Source organism: Paenibacillus sp. LS-5 (genome assembly GCF_056121505.1).
In genome coordinates this window covers 194,733-212,951 of record NZ_JBWAVA010000002.1, presented here as the reverse complement: position 1 = coordinate 212,951, position 18,219 = coordinate 194,733, and the positions used below count along the sequence as shown (strand labels likewise).

Here is an 18,219-nt window from a genome sequence, read left to right as displayed (position 1 = left end):
TCAGCTCTCCTTTATTCCGATCCAGCTCGTCATTCTTCCTGTAACCCCATTTTCCTTCCGATAGGAAAAGAAAAGATCCTGATTACAGCTTGTACACCATGATGTACATTCGATATGAGTCGGCAATATTCCTGCTTTCATCATAATGCGTCGATTCATTTCTTTCAAGTTCAGCATACTTTTGCGGCTATCCACTTCCGAAGTTTTGTAGAGATCCTGCGGAGTGTAGGAAGGGTTCACTGGCTTCAGTCCCCCCTCAAGCCGGTGGATATGATCCATTACATAATCATCCACTTCATAGCAGCAGTCGCCAATCGAGGGACCAATTCCGGCAAGAATATCCTCGGGTTGGCTGCCGTATACTTCCTCCATACGGGCCACCATTGCGGCAGCGATCTCCGCCACGGTCCCTTTCCAGCCAGCATGTGCAAGTCCTGCCACGCGCAGGCGGGGATCATAGAAATAAAGGGGAACACAATCGGCATAAAAAGAGGTTAACAGCACACCTGGTACATTGGTAAGCAAACCATCCGTTGCTTGAAAAGCCGATGTTCTGTCCAAGCTTCCCCGGCCGCGGTCTTCCTCTCTGATCACTGCTATATCTTTTCCATGAGTCTGCTCTCCACAGGTCCAATCCTCTAGTGTAAACCCGACGCTCCCGGCAAGCAGCATGCGGTTCTTGAGCACATCTTCCGGCTCGTCCCCAACATGAAAGGCACAATTGAAGCTGTCATAAGGCGCCTTGCCTATGCCACCCTGTCTGCCAGTGAAGCCTGCTGTTAATTCAGCATACTCCGCACACCAGGGTTCCAGATGAAGCAGCATAGGCCTGCCGCCCTTTTGAATAAACGGTTCCATCTCTTCACCTCCGCCTAAGTGTACCACAAGATGCTCGCTCAGAGTGGGGGCAAACTGCCGGTTAGCCTGCTGTGGTACCTCTCCTACTTCATACATCCCCAAAATAACCATCTAGAAACAGTATTGCCGTCCTTTTGATAGACTACGCTAAATAAGACGCACCCATTCAATAAGTGCGCCGGTCGCTGCGGTCCCCCCGTTCCAGATACATAGTCTCCCGCTCTTCCTGATTTTGCGGCATCCGGATTTCCTCCATCTTGACGAGCACGACATCAGCGCCGATCTTCACGATATTCCGCCAGGGAATGATCAGATCCGTGCCTCCCCCAAAGAGGCCCATAAAACGTGTATACCCTGGGATAATGATCGCATCAATCACGCCGCGGCGGAGGTCCAACTCGAGATCACTGATCTGCCCGAGCCGCTTCCCGTCGACAATATTAATCACATCTTTCGCCTGAAAATCGGAGATTTTCATTTTTTTGCTGCTGCCTATCGAATCTTCGTTCACCTCGTCACCCCTGTACATTCAGATGTATAGTCCAATATATGCCCAGCAGGCTTGGCAACATGCTTAGGATTCCTTAAGACGTGACTCCAGGTACACACAATAAAAAGGGATGCTCCGGAAGCGGAATTTTCCGCATCCAGAACACCCTAGGTACAAGCCTGCTATGTGTGTCTATGACTTAACATGCTTCTGCATCTGCTGAATGGCCGACTTTTCAAGCCGGGACACCTGGGCCTGGGAGATGCCGATTTCGTCCGCAACCTCCATTTGGGTTTTCCCTTCAAAAAACCGCATCGACAGAATCCGTTTCTCCCGCTGCCCTAGCCGCTGCATAGCTTCACGAAGTGCAATTTCCTCGATCCACGACACATCCTTATTCTTGTCATCACTGATCTGGTCCATTACATAAATGGGATCTCCACCGTCATGGTATATAGGTTCGAACAAAGAGACCGGGTCCTGAATGGCATCAAGAGCAAAAACCACATCTTCTTTGGGAACGCCAAGCGCCTCAGAAATTTCAAAAATCGTCGGTTCCCTTGAATTCTGATTGGTCAGACTGTCACGCACCTGCAAAGCTTTGTAAGCAATGTCCCTCAAGGAGCGCGATACCCGGATCGGGTTGTTGTCGCGCAAATACCGGCGGATTTCACCAATGATCATCGGTACTGCATAGGTGGAAAACTTTACATTTTGCGATAGGTCAAAGTTATCGATGGCTTTCATTAGCCCAATGCAACCTACCTGGAACAGATCATCAACGAACTCCCCCCGGTTATTGAACCTTTGAATCACACTAAGCACAAGTCTAAGGTTACCGTTTACCAATTTCTCTCTGGCGGATCGCTCGCCCTGCTGCTGCAGCGAAGTGAACAACTCCCGCATTTCCACATTCGTTAGAACGGGTAGTTTGGCGGTGTCCACACCGCAAATCTCGACTTTATTTCGGGTCATGATGATTTACCTCCCAAGGAGAAACATTACTGTACATTATCTCCCCGGTCCGGCATTTTATTCCTTGGCATCTTCGGCTTACACCATCTTGTTGAACTCTTTACGCAGCCGCTTGATAATTCTTTTTTCGAGTCGTGAAATGTAGGATTGGGAGATTCCCAGCAGATCGGCAACGTCCTTTTGCGTTTTTTCTTCCCCGCCGCGCAGCCCGAAACGCAGCTCCATGATCAGTCTTTCTCGCTCACTGAGCTTCTCCAGCGCCTTCTGCAGCAGCTTGCGGTCGACCTGTTCTTCAATATTGCGGTAGATGGTGTCATTCTCTGTACCCAGCACATCCGAGAGCAGCAGTTCATTACCGTCCCAGTCGATATTCAGCGGTTCATCAAAAGAAACCTCGCTCCGGGTTTTGCTGTTGCGCCGCAAATACATCAGAATCTCATTTTCAATGCAGCGCGAGGCATAGGTAGCCAGCTTGATTTTCTTCTCCGGATCAAAAGTGTTGACGGCCTTGATCAAGCCAATCGCCCCAATGGATACAAGATCTTCAATGTTGATGCCGGTGTTCTCAAATTTGCGGGCAATGTAGACTACCAGCCGTAGATTGCGTTCAATCAGCATGGCGCGTACAGCCGCGTCACCGCTTGAAAGCCGCTGCAGCAGAAACTCCTCTTCCTCTCTAGTAAGAGGTGGGGGCAATGCCTCGCTTCCACCGATATAATAGATTTCTTGGCTCTTCAGCCCCAGCAGAAAAAGCATGCGGTAATATTGAAGCTGCAGCGTAATCTTCCATTTGACCATTCTTGTTCCTCCTTCAAGAAGTACACAGTTGCCCTGAGATCGTTCTTTGTTCCCTTGCCCCTACGCGACATCTATTCAAACGGCGGAGGTACTGCATACACACTCTGTTCTAACTCAAGAAGGCACCGCCGCCTCTGCAAGGGACTCTCTTTGGGTCAAGTCAGGATGTATGACCGCCCGGTACGCACCGTCTCCCGACAGTATTCCGCCATCAAGCCCGATGAGGACCCTTTTGTTGAAAAAAGTCTCCTCCCCAAGCTTTATCGTCACCAGATCCGGCTTCAGCGCAAGCATAAACGATGCTCCGCGGTTGATTCCCCTATAGGGCACAAGCCGCAATCTGTCTTGCCAGGCAAAAGACTGCCCGTCCGCTTCCAGAAGAAGCTTGTCGGCACTAATCTGGGTCAGTCTTCCTTTCCATGAGGCCGGCAAATGGCCATCCCATAGTGAAGCTTCCATCACCATCACCGGAACCCGGGTCAATGGGTCGTTCAGACGATTGCCGGTGTCCAGCAGCCCTCGGCATGACACACTCACTCCCTCGATCTCTACACAGACTTCACCCATATACGTCTCCAGCTGTTCCCTCCGGATTCTGGAGGTGTGGATCATCTTGTAGAGAAGCAACACCAGAGGCAGCATTGCAAGCACGAACCACAACCCGATTTTCAGCCGGTAAGCTTGGCCCCCCGAGGAGGTGAAAAGAATCCCGTTCCAGATGTCGCCCGAGCTCTGCAGCAAATAGTGAACGCCGACAATACCGCCAGCAGCTGCAAAATTAATGATATAGAAAGCCCCTAGTGCACGAAGGTAGCTTTGCAGACTTGTGAAGCCAAAAGCGATCCACAACATGACTACCGACAATCCAAACTTGATGAAAAAGGTGTACAGGAACGAGAGCTCCGGTACAAACATCATCACCACATAGAGGGCGCCAACCAGCGCCGAAATAATGAGCCGCCACCAAGAGACTTTTTGCTTGACCAGCCAGCCTGTAAGCCATAAAAGTATGCCGTCGATCAGCAAATTGGCTGTGAAAATCAAGTCAATATAAACAACCAGTGGATTCACCTGCCTGTAATCGGGATATCTATCCGAAAGACCAAGGCTCCGGCTCTCAATTTGGACGATATGATTAGTATAGAAAGACTCGCATCCAAAGTCTGTCTAAACTTGGGGGGCATTCCTGAGGTTTTTTTGTCGGTTTATAGCATCCTGCCCGGCGGCTGGGTCTCGTTTTTACCAATTCACCTCCTAAACACAAAAAAGCCAGCCTATGCAGGGCTGACTCCGTTTTAAATCATTGGTTAGCATTAGATAGATTGTAGTTCTTCTTCTGTCAGCCCCGTAGCATCCCGAATAGATGAGCGGTCAAGTCCCATAGCCAGCAGTTTCTTAGCGACCTCGAGCTTTCCTTCCTTTAAGCCTTCTCTCTTGCCTTCCTTTATGCCTTCCTTTATGCCTTCCTTTATGCCTTCCTTTATGCCTTCCTTGATCCCTTCCTTTATACCTTCCTTGATCCCTTCTTGTTTGCCTTCTAGCATTCCTTTAGCAAAGCCTTCTCTCTGAGCACCGTCTCTTTGCGAGGCTTCGTCATGCAGAAACTTTTGGCGGTCTTCATATTTACGCCGGGCTTCAGAATCCTGACTCAAAAATTCCAACGTTTCCATCGCCTTTATCAAAGCCGGTTCATTCATCCGCAATACCTCCCAATTCGAATTGTCGCTCCCTTTCAAAAAAAGCAGCCAATTGATCAAGCCGCTCTCACCCGGAACAGCCTGCTGGTTCAGCTTAGGCAATTCCAGAAAATGAATCTCTATGTCATCTGTCAGTCGTGATCCGCTGAAATCCTCCCGCAGATGAAAGACACTATGAGTGTGTTCATTAGGCAATACCTTATAATTCAAAATATTAATCGTTACACACTTTTTGAGCTCAGCGTACCTGCCGCCAGTCTGCAGCTGTCCAGAATAGCGTTTGCTCCAGTAATATAAGGTCCGCTTCTCCATGTCATATCTGTTGAACAACTGCATTTCGATATTGATTAGCTTTCCGTCCTCTGTCTTTGCCCAGATATCAAAGATCGACTGCTTATCCAGCGGATCATCTTTATCTGTATAAGGGTTCAGAAGCACCACTTCATTCAAGGGACCGCCTCCAGCATCCATAAGAATACGGTTTAAAAAAGCCAGCAGCACATCCTTGTTACTCTCGCTTGCAAAAATTCTTTTGAATACAAAATCCACGCGGGGGTCCAGCAGCTCCATCATTTCCACTCCCGTTATTCATATTATATCAGCTCAAAAAGCAAAAAACACCGTATCCGGACATAGCATTCAGCTATGCGGATACGGTGCTTCCGTAAATGTGTATGTGTCTTGCAGACTAATCGTTGTTGCCGCGTGTACGGTTGCGCAGGAACGTCGGGATGTCGAGCTGGTCAGAGGTTGTCTGATTGCCAAAAGGACGCAGGTTGGCGTTCTTGTCAGCGGCAGGCTCACTACTCGCAGCCGGACGGCGGTTAGGCGCTACAGGGGATGGCTTATGCTCAAAGCCGGTGGCAATCACCGTAACTTTAATTTCATCCTTCATACTCTCCTCTATAATGGCTCCGAAGATCATATTCACTTCAGGATCGGAAGCGGAGGTAACGATCTCAGCTGCTTCATTAACTTCATACAAAGAGAGGTTAGAACCACCTGTAATGTTCATGATGACGCCCCGGGCACCTTCTATGGACGTTTCCAGCAATGGGCTCATGATCGCCTTACGGGCGGCCTCAGACGCACGGTTCTCGCCTGTAGCAATTCCGATGCCCATCAGGGCCGAACCGCGTTCTGTCATAATGGTCTTCACATCTGCAAAGTCAAGGTTGATCAGACCCGGTACAGCAATCAGATCTGAGATACCCTGAACCGCTTGACGGAGCACGTTATCCGCTTCGCGGAACGCTTCCAGCATCGGTGTTTTCTTGTCAACAATTTCAAGCAAACGGTCATTCGGAATGACGATAAGCGTATCTACCTTTTCCTTCAACGCTTCAATTCCAAGCTCTGCCTGGTTTGAACGTTTTCTGCCTTCAAAAGTAAACGGACGCGTCACAACGCCAACCGTCAGCGCTCCGCATTCTCTGGCAATTTCAGCAATCACAGGTGCTGCACCAGTACCGGTACCCCCACCCATGCCTGCAGTTACAAATACCATATCCGCACCTTTTAGTGTATTGGAAATCAGATCGCGGGATTCTTCGGCCGCTTTCTTGCCAACCTCCGGATTGGCACCAGCACCCAGTCCACGGGTAAGCTTGTCCCCGATTTGCAGTTTATGCTCCGATTTGGCCATATGCAGCGCTTGGGCATCTGTATTAACTGTGATGAATTCTACACCCTGAACGCCATTTTCAATCATCCGGTTGACAGCATTGCTTCCGCCGCCGCCGACGCCGATGACTTTTATTTGCGCCAAGCTCTCCATTTCAAAATCAAATTCCAACATATTGTTCCATCTCCCCCTAGAATAGTGCTTGGATGGCCGGTCCAAGTATATCTGGACTTACACTTATATGAACTCGCTGAACATATTCTTAAGACGTTCCACCAAACCGGGCTTCTTCGCGGTATCTTGGCTTGGAACGGCGTTCTGCTTGTTTCGGTTGACCGTCTTCTTGTTGCTGCTTCCTCCGCCGCTGTTGCGACCGCGGTAACTGCGGACAACATTGTGCAGAATGCCTACACCACCGGTGAAGCCGGGATCCCGGACACCGATATAATCAGGCACAGCAATGCGTACAGAGGCAGATAGTTCTGTTTGCGCTGCCTTCAGTACACCTGGCATGGATACAGTTCCACCCGTTAGTATATAACCTCCGGGGAGCTCCGTGTAACCAAGCCGTTTCACTTCCTGGCGAATCAGATGAAAAATCTCTTGCACCCTCGGCTCGATTATTGCAGCCAAATCTTCCTGGTTGAACTCTTTTTCAACATTGCTTCCAATACGTAAAACCTTGAACACTACATCTGAGGCAGCATCGTCCACCCAGGCGCAGCCATATTTCAGCTTCACCTTTTCTGCCTGGTCGGTAAGCGTCCGAAGTCCGTAGGCAATATCATTGGTTACAAATTCTCCGCCGATCGGAATCGTGGATGTTGCACAAAGGGAACCTTCTTCATATACGGCTATCGTCGTTGAACCTGCGCCAATGTCTACCAGTACAGCGCCCATTGATTTCTCATCTTTGGAAAGCGCTAATCCACCGGCTCCAAGAGACATCAGCACAAGATCTTTAACTTTCAGCCCTGATTTCTCTACACAGCGAAGCAGATTATGTATTGGCGTTTTGGCTCCGGTAATGATCGTCGCCTCCACCTCGAGACGCACACCGATCATTCCGCGCGGGTCCTGGATACCTTCAAGACCGTCTACGATATATTGTTTGGCGACAACATCAATCACTTCGCGTTCAGGAGGCAGTGCGATGACTTCGGCAGCTTTGATTACCCGGTCAATGTCATCTTCACCAATCTCACGGTCCTCATTCTGAACGGCTACAACACCGTGACTGGATTGCAGCCCGATATGATTGCCGGATATGCCGACGTAGACCTCGGAAATCTGTATGCCTACCATTTGTTCTGCATGGTCTACCGCACTCTTGATCGACTGGACAGTCTGGTCAATATCGACTATCGCACCTTTGCGTATTCCTTCTGAATCAGCAGATCCAACGCCAATAATATTAAAGGTTCCATTGGTAACTTCCCCAATGATTGCCCGAACTTTGGATGTACCGATGTCCAAACTAACAATGATGTCATTGTTGCTCAAGCTCTATGGCACCTCCTGTTATGATCAAAATAGATGGTGAAGTCTGTAAAACATTTTGCTCCCGGTCCTGGGAAACTTCTCTGTACATATTCAACATACCTAACCCTTTCCCTCTTTTTTCTACATTTTTTTTGAATGGAATAATATAACAGGCATTCCGCATAAACATAGATGCTTCATGAAATTCGTAATACTAGAAGACTATAAAGTTAAAATTAGTGTAATCAAGAAATGTCATCCATATTTAAGGCTCTGTCCAAAAAATCCGGAGAAAAAAGAGGGATCCAGCTTATTGCCCGTAAATCCGATTGTAGCATTTTTCCCGCTCTATTAGTAGGGACTATTTACTCTTGTGTGTCTTCTTTATCCTGATTTGTATCTGCCGGGGTTTGAAAAGGAACATACGAATCGGCTTCCAGCATCTTAATCAGTCCTGGTTCCTCAGTCTCTATGACCTGGTTCAAATATTCCACCTTATCCTTAAGCAGGGAAATCGCAGTTATAACTTCAAAATGCGACCGTGTGTAAAGCTTAATCCGGTCCGGAAAAGACAGCGTCGGTGAAGGGACGATCTCGGAAATATCACCTGTCAGTTCATTGGGAATGCTGTTGAGCACCTGACACAGCTTGGCCTTATAAGGGTCCTTAGCGTCCCAGCCCGTAAGTATCGGCTTCTCCACCGCAATTCCGGATTCACTTACAGCTACGGCCGCTCCGCTGGACAGAATGGCTTGAAGGATGCCAGCCTGGTCCAATTCATAAGCAACTGCAGGGTACTCCTTAATGCTTATGGTGACTATACCCGGGAATTTTTTGTCTACCACTGCTTCCTGGATGGTCTTAAGCTCCTTCAGCGAATCTGCTACAGATGACTTGGAGACGGCAAAGAACTGTCCTCCAACCGAAATTCCGCTGTGAGACACCAGCTCTTCCCGGGTCGTATATTTGTTGCCCTCAAAATGAATTTCTGTAATACGGCTGAGCGACGAACGAAAAAAAATCACGGCCAGCAGCGCGATGAACAGCAGCAGCAGGATCAATGTGACTTTCCGGCTCATTTTTTTGCTTGGCTTGTCCTCTTTAAGCAGAGGTAAACGGGTTTTAGGCATTCTCATATCTCCGTAATAAGGCCCTGTCTCCTTCCAACACCTGAGGCTGAAGGAGACAGGGAGCTTTAATTGGCCAAATCTAGCGGACCCGGCACAGGTACTTTGCGGCTGATGTGTGCTCCAAGCTTCTGAAAGAGCTTCTCAATGCCATCATATCCGCGGTCAATATGGTGCGCCTGCTCAACCACAGTGGTTCCTTGAGCTGCGAGTCCGGCGATCACCAGGGCAGCTCCTGCCCTCAGGTCGGTAGCCTCCACCGTAGCTCCGTATAATCTCTGTACCCCGCGTATAAATGCACGGTTAAGATCAATAGAGATATCGGCACCCATTCGGCCCATTTCCTCTACATGCTTGAAGCGGCCCTCAAACACAGTTTCTTTGATCACACTGAATCCGTCGGCCAGCGACAGCAGCACCATGACTTGAGACTGCAGGTCTGTGGGAAAGGAGGGGTAGGGAGACGTTACGATTCTCTCAACTGCGCGTGGGCGTCCCATACAGCTGATATTAATTATATCATTGCACACTGTAATTTGAACACCAGCCCGTCTGAGCACGTGAATAAGCGAGGTTAGATGCCCGGCGTTGGTATGGGTCAACGTCACATTGCCGCGTGTCGCAGCTGCAGCGATCATCACTGTTCCGGCAACAATCCTATCCGGGATCACCTCGTAGCTGCAGGGCTGCAGTTTTTTCACCCCTTGAATCGTAATCGTATCCGTACCTGCACCGATGATCTGAGCCCCCATTTGGTTCAGATAATTCTGTAAATCCTGAATTTCAGGTTCTCTGGCCGCGCCTGATATCGTTGTTGTGCCCTCTGCCATGGCAGCTGCCATCATAATATTCTCTGTAGCCCCTACACTCGGATAATCCAGATGAATATCGCTGCCCCTCAGCTTAACAGCCCTACAGGAAATCCGCCCGTTGACTTCCTCAATCTCCGCACCAAGCTGTTTGAGCCCCTGGAGGTGAAGATCAATCTTGCGTTCGCCGATCGCACACCCTCCCGGCTGGTAAATCGTCACCTCGCCAAATCTGCATAACAACGGCCCCATCAGAAAAATTGAGGATCTCATCTGCCGCATCAGATCTTCTGGAACATGGGAAGTATCCACAGACGAAGTATCCATCGTTACGGTCTCGTCCTCGTGTGTGCAACTGCACCCCAGCCGTTCCAGAATGTGCAGCATGGTCTCAATGTCCAGCAGCTTCGGCACATTATGCAGTGAGTGAACTCCTTCGGCCAGCAGGCTAGCCGCCAGAATCGGCAGTGCCGCATTTTTTGCTCCATGGATACGTATGGTGCCTGACAGGGGGTTCCCACCCTCAATCACCAATTTGTCCAATGTATCACCTCCGAGATTACCGCTCACCCACCACAAGCACTTCCTGTACACAAATCAATAACGGTCAGGAAAAGCTGCCCGCGTCCGCATTTCATGGACCGGAAGTGCTCTGGGTGATTGTCACGATTATAGGATTATCCTATGTTCGTGCACTCGGGTGTGTGACAATACAGACCAATTACAGGAAGCAGCTTCCAGCCATGTTACATTAAGCTCTTCCCTAAGGCTTCCGCATTGCGGCTAGCCTGCGCAACTCGCTTACGACCACTGCAGCAGAATCCCTTTTACCCAAACGCCTTGAGGCTTCTGACATTTGCCTGCGCACGGACTCCACACTGATGATTTTCTGCACAGCCTCCATCAGAGCCTGGCCGTTCAAATCCTTCTCAAGCAGCACGACTGCTGCACCTTCGCGTTCCAATTGTCTTGCATTCGCTTCCTGATGATTATTCGTCACGTTAGGGGACGGGATCAGAACGGAGGGAATACCAAGTGCTGTAATTTCAGCCAGAAATGAAGCGCCTGCCCGGTTCACGATAAGGGAAGTACAAGCTAGCACCTCGGGCATATTATGGATGTAAGGGAGCAGATGCAGCCAATTCGGCACGCCCCCCAGCTTTTCACGAAGAGCTTTGCGGGTTTCCTCGAAATAGGACTCACCCGTTACATAAACATAATGAACACCATTACCCTTACCCACAAAAGGGGCCATCTCAATCATAGCCTGATTGATGGCTCGTGCCCCGCCGCTGCCCCCCACCATTAGAACAACCGTGCTGCCTTCGGGTATACCGAGTGAAGCAAAGCCGCGCTGCGGGTTCGCCGTCGTTACAGTTGTCGCCCGGGGATTCCCGGTAAAGATTACATTTTTCCCTCCCGGAAACGCCGACTCTGTGCCTTCAAAGCTAACGGCAACCGTATCCGCGTAACGGCTGAGAAAACGGTTGGTCAGCCCGGGAATCGCATTCTGTTCATGAATAAGGGTTGGAATCCCAAGCTTAGAGGCAGCATAGACAACCGGACCGCATACATAACCGCCTGTACCGATCACGACATCCGGCTTAAATTCTCTGAGCATTGCCTTGGAGGCTTTGACCCCTTTTAGAAAACGCATTATAGTCTTCACATTGTCCATAGAAAGCTTGCGCCGGAAACCAGTGATATCAATCGATTTGAACGGAAGATTCTCTTGGGGAACCAGCTTGCTCTCAAGCCCCCGTTTCCCGCCAATATACAGGAAAGCCGAACCTTCTTCTTCCGCTTCAAGTTGTCTGGCAACAGCGACAGCAGGATAGATATGTCCCCCTGTGCCGCCGCCGCTTAATACGATACGCATATCTTTCACCTCGCATAACGGGATAGGTTGAGTAAAATGCCGAGTGCTGTGAGCATCAGGGTCAGCGATGAGCCGCCATAACTGATCAGCGGAAGGGTGATACCTGTAACCGGCATAAGGCCGATGACAACGCCGATATTGATGATGACCTGGACGGCTACCATACAGACTATGCCTACTGCCAGATAGCTACCGAATCTGTCCGGCAGGCTCATTGCCACCTTCATCCCTCGCCAGATCAGGATCAGGAACAGAATCAGTACAATTAGCCCACCGATAAACCCAAGCTCCTCAGCCAAAATGGAAAAAATAAAATCAGTCTGCGGCTCCGGCACATAACTGTACTTTTGCCGGCTCATGCCCAGTCCCAGACCGCCAAGTCCGCCTGGACCAATCGCATAGAGCGATTGGATAATCTGATAACCCTTCCCCAGCGGATCGGACCAAGGATCCAGGAATGCTGTTATCCGCTGCAGGCGGTAAGGAGCAGCAGCTACGAGGCCAGCAAACCCCACTACTCCCAAGGCACCAAGAGAGAGCAGATGTTTCATTCGGGCCCCGGCAGTAAAAATCATCATAAGGGCAGCGCCGAACATGACGGTGCCTGTCCCCAGATCCGGCTGGAGCATAATCAGGGCAAATGCAGAACCGATCAGTGCGAGCGGGGGCAGCAGTCCTTTTGTGAACACAGAGATGTCATACTCATCCTTTCCCAGCCAGTTGGCCAGAAAGAGGATCATCCCCATTTTCATAAATTCGGAAGGCTGAATCCCGAAAGAGCTGATGCCAAGCCAGCTACGGGCCCCGCCGCGCACAACACCGATGCCGGGAATCAGCACCATGACCAGCAGAATAAAGCAGATGATCAGCGCTGGCCTGGCCAATCTCTTCAGGACCAGATAATCGGTGTTCGCGGTAACGAACATTGCGCCAAGCCCAAGCCCCGCAAACAACAGCTGCCTTTTGACAAAATAAAACGAATCGCCATAATTGCGGAAGCCCAATACTGAACCTGCGCTGTAAACCATCACCATACCGATTGCCAGCAGGGACAGAATCGCCATCAGTATCCAGATATCGGGCGCATGACGGGATTTGTTCATCAGGAGCACACCTCTTGCATCCGTAGTAGGGGCTTATCCACCCCCCTACTTAAAGGTTATGCACCGCCTCTTTAAAAATACGCCCGCGCTCCTCATAGGATGTAAACATATCCCAACTGGCGCAGGCGGGAGACAGGAGAACAATATCTCCCGCTTCCGCCAGAGCGGAAGCCTCCCGCACGGCTTGTTGCAGCACGGCGGCGGCGCTCTCCCCATTATCGACGGAGATGATGCGCTTTACTCCTGCCATACCTGCAACGGCCGCCAGCTTGTCCTTAGTCTGTCCCAGTGCCACAAGCGCTTTGACGCCGCCGAGGACAGGCATTAGCTCCATATAGTCGGACCCCCGGTCCAAGCCGCCGGCAATCAGAACCACGGGCTTCCGGAAGGAGGCCAGCGCCATGGAGGTAGCTTTGGAGTTGGTGGCTTTGGAGTTGTTGTAATAGGCAGCCCCCGCTTTATCCGCTACATATTCCAGCCGGTGCTCTACACCTCTGAAATTTGCCAGTACTTCAGCTAGCCCGCCAGGGTCTGCACCAGCAGCGATGGCAATCCCGCAGGCTGCCAGTGCATTCTCCACATTGAAGCGGCCCGGCAGGCCGATGGTATCAACAGCGGCAATCTCTGTCTCACTCTCCGAATGATCCCGATAGATAATCACCCGCTTAAGGTCATCATCAGTACCATGGACATAAGATGGACGGACAAAGACACCCTGAACCAGCTCTTCGGTCATTGAAAAAGGCAAAATCCCTGCCTGGATATAAGGCACCAGTTCCCTGCACACAGGATCATCCCAGTTCAGCACCGCAGTATCACTTGGCCCTTGTCTCTCAAACAGCTTAGCTTTGGAGGCTATATAGTCCTCCATACCGCCATGATAGTCCAGATGGGTCTCAGCCACATTCAGCAGACAGCCTATCTTGGGACGGAACTCCCGGGTCCCTTTTAGCTGAAAGCTGCTAAGCTCCACTACCATCCAGTTATCATCATGAGCCTCTTGTGCGGCCTGGCAGAGCGGCGTACCGATATTCCCGGCCACAATAGGCTTCATTCCCGCAGCATCCAGCATACGCCCTACCCAGGTGGTCGTAGTCGTCTTACCATTGGAACCGGTAATCCCAATCATAGGCGCTGCACAAAGGTGATAGGCTACCTCTACTTCGGTCACGATCTCGATTCCCAGCTCCATTGCTTTTTGAACCGGGGGCACGGAATAGGGAATTCCCGGATTCTTCACTACCAGGCTTACCCCTGAATGAATTAATCCTTCGGGATGCCCTCCGCATATAACAGAAATTCCCAAAGATTCCAGTTCGGAAGCTTCGGGACTTTGATCTCTTTCCTTTTTGTCATTGACCGTTACAATGGCGCCATGCTCATGCAGCACCTTGGCCACCTGGACACCGCTTTTGGCAAGGCCCAGGACGACCACTTTTTCACCACGGTACTCATCCGGATGCTTCATTCTTTACAACCCCTTGCTCAAGATTAGTCCTACTGCCGCCAGCACCAGGCTCACCGCCCAGAAGGAGACGACTACCCGCCATTCCGACCAGCCGCCAAGCTCAAAATGATGATGGATCGGGCTCATGCGGAAGATGCGTTTGCCGCGGGTTTTGAATGAGGCCACCTGCAGCACGACAGACAGCATTTCAATAACAAACACGCCGCCGATTACAATAAAAAGAAGCTCGCTTTTGGTAACAATGGCAATCGCACCAATGGCTCCACCAATGCCGAAGGATCCGAAATCACCCATAAATACCTTCGCCGGATGCGCATTGAAGACCAGAAAACCAAGTACCGCTCCGATCATCGCCGCCGCACAGACACCTGCCGCAATCGAGGTAGCCTGCATAGCCACCACGGCAAAAGCAGCAAGGGCAATCGCACTGACACCTGACAGCAGCCCATCTACTCCATCGGTAAAATTCACCGCATTCGTTACAGCCATCATCATAATGATAATGAACGGATAGTAAAACCAGTTCCCCCAGTCAAAGCTGACCGAAGTTCCCGGGATACTGATTCCGGTATTGTGCCCCGCGTTAATCAGCAGCCCGCACATTACGGCACCGACCAACAGCTGGCCCAGCAGCTTCTGGCGAGGAGTCAGTCCCAGGGAACGCTTGAACGCAATTTTGATATAGTCGTCCAGGAAGCCGATCAGCCCATAGCCAAGCGTAGCTACCAAGAGGACATAAAAGTCTGAATCTACCACCGAAAATTTCAAAAAAGACAGCGTGAACGCCACCATGATGATAATTCCGCCCATCGTAGGCGTTCCGGCTTTTTTCAAGTGAGTCTGGGGTCCGTCATCCCGAACCTGCTGTCCGAATTTCAACCTCCGCAGCAGCGGAATGATGAGCGGAGCGGCAATGACCGCAAGGATAAAGGATACAGCAATTGTCAGCAGAAGTAATTGATAATCCATGGGTACATCCCCTCCTATTCGTTAATATCTGTCTGAGAATATTCATTCAAGCTGTGCAACACTTCCTCCAGCCGCATTCCCCTGGAAGCTTTGAAGAGCAGAACATCCTTAGGGTCAATTAGACTGATCAAGGCAGCGGTAAGCTCCTTTTTATCCGTAAAAGCAAATACCCGTTCAGGCCCAAAGCGCGCCTCAGCCTTGCGGGCGATATGCGCAGAAAGAGGACCATAGGTAAAGACCAGATCTGTCAGAGATGGATCCAGGTAAGCGCCGATCTCCTGATGGAACAATGCCTCATCCGGCCCAAGTTCCAGCATGTCCCCCAGTACAGCGATTTTTTTGCCGCTGCATTTCATGCTTTGCAGCACATCAATGGCTGCTCTCATCGAGGTAGGACTGGCATTATAGGCATCGTTCAACATGGTAATGCCTGAAGCTGTCTGCATCATTTCAATCCGCATCCCTGTCAGTTTAAGCTTGCTGAGGCCTTCTGCAAGATTGTCCTCGGACACCCTGAAGTGGCTGGCAACCGCCAGCGCAGCCAAAGCATTCACGACATTATGACGGCCCGGCAGCGGCAGCGTGAAGGCACGCTGCGCATGTAGACGGGAAGTAAAAGTCATTCCACCGATATGTGTCATCATTCCCGAAGGATAATCGTCGTTGTCAGTGTTTAAGCCAAAGCGGAAGCTTCGCATCCCCTCTGGTGCAGGAAATCCTGGCTCCGCCATAACTTCGGAGAGCAGCGGTTCATCGCCGTTATAAACCAGGAGACCTCCAGGTTTCAGCCCTTCGGCAATTTCCAGCTTGGCACGGGCAATTTCCTTGCGGGACCCCAGTTGCAGCAAATGGGACTCCCCTACATTGGTAATGACCGCCACATCAGGCGGTGCGAGTGAAGCAAGAAGTGCAATCTCTCCCCTCGAGCTCATCCCCATCTCCAGCACAGCAATCTGGATATCCTCACTCATGGAGAGAATCGTCAGCGGCAGACCAATATGGTTGTTGAAGTTCCCAGCAGTCTTGTGGACTTTGTATTCTCTTTCCAGCAGAGCTGTAATCATATCCTTCGTGGTTGTCTTCCCGTTGCTGCCGGTGACGGCAACCACCTGCGGAGCGACTTGGCCTAAATAAGCAGAAGACAGCTTTTGCAGTGCAGAGAGAGTATCCTCCACCAGGATCACTCCGTCCCCCGCAGGAGCGGCTCCCCGATCCTTCTGCCACAAGGTTGCGGCGGCACCCGCAGCCAAAGAGGCAGCACTATAGTCATGCCCGTCAAAATGTTCCCCAACCAGCGGAACGAACAGGCAGGCAGGCGTAATTTTGCGGGAGTCGGTAACGACTCCCGCAATTCTCTTATCCATATCGTTAGCAGAGGACAGTTCTCCCCCGCACATGTCAGCGATGTTTTGCAGCGTTCTTGTAATCAATAGCTTCGGCCCCTTATAACTTCTTTGGCGACGACGCGGTCATCGAAATCATGAACCACTCCGCCGATCAGTTGGTAGGTCTCGTGACCTTTCCCCGCAATCAATACTACATCGCTGGGGCTTGCCATTTCAATAGCTTTTCTGATCGCTTCCCTGCGGTCCACAATCATTTCATAATGGTCCTGCGCGACTCCGTCCTCCATCAATCCTGCTTCAATATCCCGAAGAATAAGCAGAGGATCCTCCGTGCGGGGATTATCCGAGGTTACAAAAACATGATCACTGTATTTTGCAGCAATTTTGCCCATCAGCGGGCGCTTGGTCGTGTCTCTGTCTCCTCCGCACCCGAAGACGGTAAGGACCTTACCTGTAGCAAATTCACATACGGCCCGCAGCACATTTTCCAATCCATCCGGGGTATGGGCATAGTCTACGATTACCGCAAAATCCTGGCCTTCATCTACGGACTCCACGCGTCCAGCCACACCGGCCACAGATTCGAGACTGGCCTTGATGTCCGCAAGCGGAACATTCTCCAGAAGCGCAGCTGTAATTGCAGCCAGAGCATTATATACATTGAATTTACCTACCATACGCAGCGAGATGTCAGTCTCTCCCTTAAACGTATCTACATGGAAGAATGTTCCTTTAGAAGTGATGGAAATTTGCGAGGCCCGGACATTCGCTGCAGTGTCAATGCCATATGTAATCACCTCTGCGGCAGTCTGTGCAGCAAAGTAAGCACTTGCCTCGTCGTCCGCATTCAGCACAGCATATTTACGTTCTTCCTTCCATGGCGAAATCACATTCCCCATCCGGGAAAAGAATAGCCCTTTAGCCGCTCTGTACTCTTCCATCGTATGATGATAATCCAGATGATCCTGAGTCAAATTGGTAAATATGGCCGTCCGGAAATCTGTTCCCTTTACACGTCCCTGCTCCAATGCATGCGAGGAGACTTCCATCACACAGCACTGTACGCCTTTCTGAACCATATCATTTAGCGTACGCTGCAGCTCAAGGGATTCCTGTGTTGTGCCGGATGCCGGATAGGTCTGTCCGTCATAGCGCAGCTGAATGGTTCCGATCAGTCCTGTCTTGATGTTCTGGTCCTGCATAATACGCTCTATCAGGTAGGTTGTCGTTGTTTTTCCGTTCGTGCCGGTCACACCGATCATTCTCATCCGGCTGCTAGGCGAGCCGAAAAAGGCATTTGTCAACACAGCCATGGCAAACCGGCAGTCATCCACAACAATCTGAGGCAGATCAATCTCAAGCTTCCGCTCACAGACAAGGGCAGAAGCCCCGTTCGCAGCAGCCTGGGGGGCGAACTCATGCCCATCCACCGTAAAACCAGGCAGGCAGATGAACAAGTCGCCAGGCTTAACGCGGCGGGAATCTGCTTGGAGTCCCGTAATTTCTGTCTCTCCATCTCCATATACCCGCGAAGCCGCGAGACAAGATGATAATTCATATACTTTCATAGCCATCCCTCACTCTGCATTTTTCG

The 18,219-nt window shown here is 50.6% G+C and carries 16 protein-coding genes; all 16 read right to left on the bottom strand.

The genetic code is table 11. The features are described from left to right. Nucleotides 1–858 (bottom strand): peptidoglycan editing factor PgeF, encoded by an 858-nt coding sequence (gene pgeF / locus AC0MA3_RS04235; RefSeq protein WP_474655440.1) that lies wholly within the window; start codon nt 856–858, stop codon nt 1–3. Nucleotides 859–1,024: 166 nt separating this feature from the next. Continuing rightward, nucleotides 1,025–1,336 carry a YlmC/YmxH family sporulation protein gene (locus tag AC0MA3_RS04230; RefSeq protein WP_379161608.1) on the bottom strand — a complete coding sequence of 104 codons (312 nt, stop codon included), beginning with the start codon at nt 1,334–1,336 and terminating at the stop codon, nt 1,025–1,027. A gap of 204 nt (nt 1,337–1,540) precedes the next feature. Further along, entirely contained in the window at nt 1,541–2,323 is a 783-nt protein-coding gene (gene sigG / locus AC0MA3_RS04225; protein ID WP_019909334.1) for an RNA polymerase sporulation sigma factor SigG, read from the bottom strand. A gap of 78 nt (nt 2,324–2,401) precedes the next feature. Further along, nucleotides 2,402–3,121, bottom strand: coding sequence for an RNA polymerase sporulation sigma factor SigE (gene sigE / locus AC0MA3_RS04220; RefSeq protein WP_379161254.1), 720 nt, complete (start codon nt 3,119–3,121; stop codon nt 2,402–2,404). A 114-nt stretch (nt 3,122–3,235) separates the two neighbouring features. Continuing rightward, complete coding sequence (spoIIGA, locus tag AC0MA3_RS04215) at nt 3,236–4,192, bottom strand: sigma-E processing peptidase SpoIIGA (protein ID WP_474655268.1); 957 nt, start codon at nt 4,190–4,192, stop codon at nt 3,236–3,238. 242 nt (nt 4,193–4,434) lie between these two features. Further along, a complete protein-coding gene (locus tag AC0MA3_RS04210; RefSeq protein ID WP_474655267.1) occupies nt 4,435–5,391 on the bottom strand; it encodes an Rpn family recombination-promoting nuclease/putative transposase in 957 nt (318 codons plus the stop codon). A gap of 115 nt (nt 5,392–5,506) precedes the next feature. Then, nucleotides 5,507–6,616 (bottom strand): cell division protein FtsZ, encoded by a 1,110-nt coding sequence (ftsZ, locus tag AC0MA3_RS04205; RefSeq protein WP_379161249.1) that lies wholly within the window; start codon nt 6,614–6,616, stop codon nt 5,507–5,509. A 63-nt stretch (nt 6,617–6,679) separates the two neighbouring features. Continuing rightward, nucleotides 6,680–7,945, bottom strand: a complete 1,266-nt coding sequence (gene ftsA, locus AC0MA3_RS04200; protein ID WP_379161247.1) for a cell division protein FtsA — start codon at nt 7,943–7,945, stop codon at nt 6,680–6,682. A 344-nt stretch (nt 7,946–8,289) separates the two neighbouring features. After that, complete coding sequence (locus AC0MA3_RS04195) at nt 8,290–9,054, bottom strand: cell division protein FtsQ/DivIB (RefSeq protein WP_379161245.1); 765 nt, start codon at nt 9,052–9,054, stop codon at nt 8,290–8,292. Between the two features lie 65 nt (nt 9,055–9,119). After that, a complete protein-coding gene (murA, locus tag AC0MA3_RS04190) occupies nt 9,120–10,403 on the bottom strand; it encodes a UDP-N-acetylglucosamine 1-carboxyvinyltransferase (RefSeq protein ID WP_379161242.1) in 1,284 nt (427 codons plus the stop codon). A gap of 220 nt (nt 10,404–10,623) precedes the next feature. Next, nucleotides 10,624–11,739, bottom strand: a complete 1,116-nt coding sequence (murG, locus tag AC0MA3_RS04185; RefSeq protein WP_379161238.1) for an undecaprenyldiphospho-muramoylpentapeptide beta-N-acetylglucosaminyltransferase — start codon at nt 11,737–11,739, stop codon at nt 10,624–10,626. A gap of 5 nt (nt 11,740–11,744) precedes the next feature. Then, the gene (spoVE, locus tag AC0MA3_RS04180) at nt 11,745–12,842 is read right to left on the bottom strand and encodes a stage V sporulation protein E (protein WP_474655266.1); all 1,098 of its coding nucleotides are present in this window, start codon (nt 12,840–12,842) and stop codon (nt 11,745–11,747) included. A gap of 49 nt (nt 12,843–12,891) precedes the next feature. Then, entirely contained in the window at nt 12,892–14,310 is a 1,419-nt protein-coding gene (gene murD / locus AC0MA3_RS04175; RefSeq protein ID WP_474655265.1) for a UDP-N-acetylmuramoyl-L-alanine--D-glutamate ligase, read from the bottom strand. A 3-nt stretch (nt 14,311–14,313) separates the two neighbouring features. After that, nucleotides 14,314–15,279: a phospho-N-acetylmuramoyl-pentapeptide-transferase gene (mraY, locus tag AC0MA3_RS04170; RefSeq protein WP_379161231.1), complete on the bottom strand. Its 966-nt coding sequence runs from the start codon at nt 15,277–15,279 to the stop codon at nt 14,314–14,316. A 14-nt stretch (nt 15,280–15,293) separates the two neighbouring features. Next, nucleotides 15,294–16,709 carry a UDP-N-acetylmuramoyl-tripeptide--D-alanyl-D-alanine ligase gene (locus tag AC0MA3_RS04165; protein WP_379161229.1) on the bottom strand — a complete coding sequence of 472 codons (1,416 nt, stop codon included), beginning with the start codon at nt 16,707–16,709 and terminating at the stop codon, nt 15,294–15,296. Next, nucleotides 16,706–18,193: a UDP-N-acetylmuramoyl-L-alanyl-D-glutamate--2,6-diaminopimelate ligase gene (locus AC0MA3_RS04160; RefSeq protein WP_379161606.1), complete on the bottom strand. Its 1,488-nt coding sequence runs from the start codon at nt 18,191–18,193 to the stop codon at nt 16,706–16,708. The genes AC0MA3_RS04165 and AC0MA3_RS04160 overlap by 4 nt, the downstream gene beginning before the upstream one ends. Nucleotides 18,194–18,219 lie beyond the last annotated feature (26 nt).